General features: G+C 41.3%; 2 protein-coding genes. One reads left to right on the top strand and one right to left on the bottom strand.

The features are described 5' to 3' along the window. Positions 1–557: 557 nt before the first annotated feature. A complete protein-coding gene (locus JOC27_RS13295; RefSeq protein ID WP_239530332.1) occupies positions 558–995 on the bottom strand; it encodes a MarR family winged helix-turn-helix transcriptional regulator in 438 nt (145 codons plus the stop codon). 244 nt (positions 996–1,239) lie between these two features. Between JOC27_RS13295 and JOC27_RS13290 the strand changes: the two genes are divergently transcribed. Then, the gene (locus JOC27_RS13290) at positions 1,240–2,913 is read left to right on the top strand and encodes an alpha-keto acid decarboxylase family protein (RefSeq protein ID WP_205007761.1); all 1,674 of its coding nucleotides are present in this window, start codon (positions 1,240–1,242) and stop codon (positions 2,911–2,913) included. The last annotated feature ends 510 nt before the right edge of the window (positions 2,914–3,423 follow it).

Below are 3,423 nucleotides of genomic sequence, written 5' to 3'. Positions count from 1 at the left end.
ATGGCTATAAGATATTGCACAGGCGTGGCGCCCGCGGCAAGCGGGCAGCCGAAGCACCATAGTTGAAAAAGAATTTGGCTATGCCAAGTTTTTCTGATACGCGTTAAGAATCTACAAGATTTCAGTGGAATTAAGTAAAAAAATAAAGGATTCGCCATTGTTCAGAAGAATTGGCTAATCCAAATTATTCCAACATTTAAAGAGTTGTATATGATTTTGCAAAAAATGCAGCACAGGCGGTCTAGTGCCTGTGGAAAAAACGAGCCAAGTGAGACATCTCCGAGTCGAGTCTGTCTGAAGAGGCTCGCAGTGTGCCACGTCAAGCGAGTGATCGGACCGCATTTGTTACAAAAAAGAACTTGGCAAAGTTAAGTTTGTTCAAGTTCAATATGGAATGATAGCAGGCAGTAAAAGTCGTTACAGGGCTTGTCCGTGGAAACCGTATCTGAGACGAATGAGATGCTAAAAACCAACCTGTTGCTGTATTGTGCGTTTAGAGGAAAACAATAGAGAAAAGAATATATGATTGTTTCATTCATTTAATAGTTCTCAAGTTTTCAATCGCAACGTTCACCATTTTGTTCATTAAAAAATTGTTGCCCTGGACGGACTTTTGCGAGGACGTTCATGACGTCAATCCACGCTTCCTGATGATTTCCTCCGAGAGAATTAAAGATTGTCTTCATTTGTTCTCTCTGCACATGACTAAGCTCGCTTTCAAGCTGTTTTCCTTGATCCGTCAGATAGAGCTGTTTAAAGCGTTTATCATAATCTGCGTGAACCATTTTAATCAGATTTTTTTCATATAATTGCCTGAGCGGAGCATTGAGTGCTTGCTTTGAGACCTCGAGAATCGAAAGTAGATCGTTCACGGTGATTCCCGGTACACGGGCAATAAAAAAGAGAATACGATGGTGTACCCGCTGTATGCCATATTTTTCAATCATTTGATCCGGCTTTTCCGTAAACGTTCGGTAGCCGAAATAAAAGAGCATGAGCACTTTATTCAGTTGCTGTTCTTCCTCATTCACGTTCTTCAAACCCCTTTCGTACTGATTTTGTAGTATATCACAAAATATGGATTTTTGTCCCATTTATTTTTTTATTAGGACAATATAATTGACCTATTTGTCAATGAGCATTATACTGGCTTTATAGGTCAAAGCTATTGACCTATAATTCTTTTTTTGATGGTCTTAATCAAACATTTTTATTCATAAAAGTGAGGGGTTAGCAAAAATGAGCACGACATACACAGTAGGACGCTATTTAGTTGACAGACTTGGTGAACTTGGTATTCGTCATATTTTTGGTGTACCTGGTGATTATAATCTTTCATTCCTTGATACAATCATTGAGCATCCAGGACTCGAGTGGGTAGGGAACTGTAATGAATTAAACGCGGCATACGCTGCAGATGGCTATGCGCGTATTCATGGGATAGCAGCATTGGTTACCACATTTGGTGTCGGCGAACTAAGCGCTGTAAACGGGATTGCAGGATCACGAGCGGAACAGGTGCCTGTCGTGAAGATCACGGGTTCTCCTGCATCAAAAATTGCTGAAGAAGGACGTCTTGTGCACCATACACTGGGTGATGGGAGCTTTGATCATTTTTCAAAAATGTACAAAGAAGTTACTGCCGCACAAACAACGTTAACAGGTGCGAACGCAATGGAAGAAATTGATCGCGTATTAAGAATTTGTTGGTATGAGAAGGCGCCGGTTTATATTAATCTTCCTGTTGACATTCACGCACTTCCGGCAAAGCAGCCAACCGAGCCCTTACTTAAAGAGGAACCATTAGCACCGATAAATTCGATCAACCAAATGCTTGAAACACTGATCCCTGTGATTGAAAAGGCAAAGTCACCGGTCATTTTAGCGGATTATCAAGTCTCTCGCTTTCATGCTGAGGGCGCATTAAAGAAACTTGCGGAAGCTACCGGATTTCCAATTGCAACGCTCAGCATGGGGAAGGGTGTTTTCAACGAAGAACATCCTCAGTTCATTGGCGTATATAGTGGAAAAACGAGTTCTGATTATTTGCGTAATCGAGTCGATAACGCGGACTGTATTCTAAGTGTTGGCGTTAGGCTCACTGATTCAATCACGAGTGGTTTCTCACAAGGTTTCACGGACAATTCTATTATCCATATCTCACCTGAGGGAGTTAACTATCGAGAAATAAAATTTTCTAATCTATCTATGGAGGAAACACTCAACCAATTAGCAGGCGGTTTAAAAAAACGTGATGCGCAGTCACTAAATATTATTCCGGTTACGATGCAGCAGAAAGAAGAACCTTTCTATGTGGCGGAAGATCACACACTGACGCAGAAACGCTTCTGGGAGATGGTTCGTCTCTTTATTCAGAAAAACGATGTCGTTATCGCAGATCAAGGGACGTCATTCTTCGGTGCCCAGTCAGTACCCCTTAAAGAAAACGTTACCTACGTTGGCCAGCCTTTATGGGGCTCGATTGGCTATACATTGCCGGCTACGCTTGGTACACAGCTTGCCGACTTGTCACGGCGTAACATCCTACTGATTGGTGACGGTGCGTTCCAGTTAACCTTCCAGGAGATCTCAACGATGTTGCGTGAAAATCTTCATCCGATTATCTTCGTGATAAATAACGATGGCTATACCGTTGAACGTTCGATCCATGGACCTGAAGCGCCATACAATGATATTAAAATGTGGCGCTACGCTGATATCCCCTCAGTTCTCGGTGGATATAGGAATTTCAAAAGTTACAAGACGACGACGGAAGGCGAACTTGCTGATGCCCTAAAAGACATGGCTCAATCACAAGATGTCCTAAGATTTGTTGAAGTCGTAACCCAGAAAATGGATATGCCTGAATTACTCACTGTCCTCGGTAAAATATTCGCTGCACAGAACGACTGAATTTAAAAGATATATAGAAATTGGAATAAGGCCTTGGTGGTGAAACATCGAGGCCTTGTTTCTGTTCAAAGAAAAATATATGACTTTTGACGAAAAATGGCGCGCAGGTGCGAGACGTCTGAGGAAACTACATGCCAGACGTGCCTCACAGAATCCGGAATGTTTGAAACTCGTGGCGTTTCATTGAAGCAACTGTACATAGCACATGGTTACAAAAAGGATGTGATTCCGCCTAGTTATTCTATTAATGAATATTTTTGAAAGAGAGTATTGACGTGTTGCTTATGAGATGTTAATATAATATTCCGCCGCGATTTTAAGAGATTGATTAATCCGGCATAAAAAAATATCTTGACTCGATAGTTTGGTTGAGATATAATATATTTTGTCGCTAAATGCGGCATGATAGTTTAATAAAAAAAGATGTTGACATCTTGAAATCAGCGTGGTAAGATATAAAAGTTGCTGATTGAGAGATAAGCAGCACGGAATGTTCCTTGAAAACTGAAC

Origin of the sequence: Sporolactobacillus spathodeae, assembly GCF_016908935.1 — a bacterium.
In the GTDB taxonomy this organism is placed as follows: Bacteria; Bacillota; Bacilli; order Bacillales; family Sporolactobacillaceae; genus Sporolactobacillus; species Sporolactobacillus spathodeae.
This window is presented reverse-complemented; position numbering and strand designations above follow the sequence as displayed.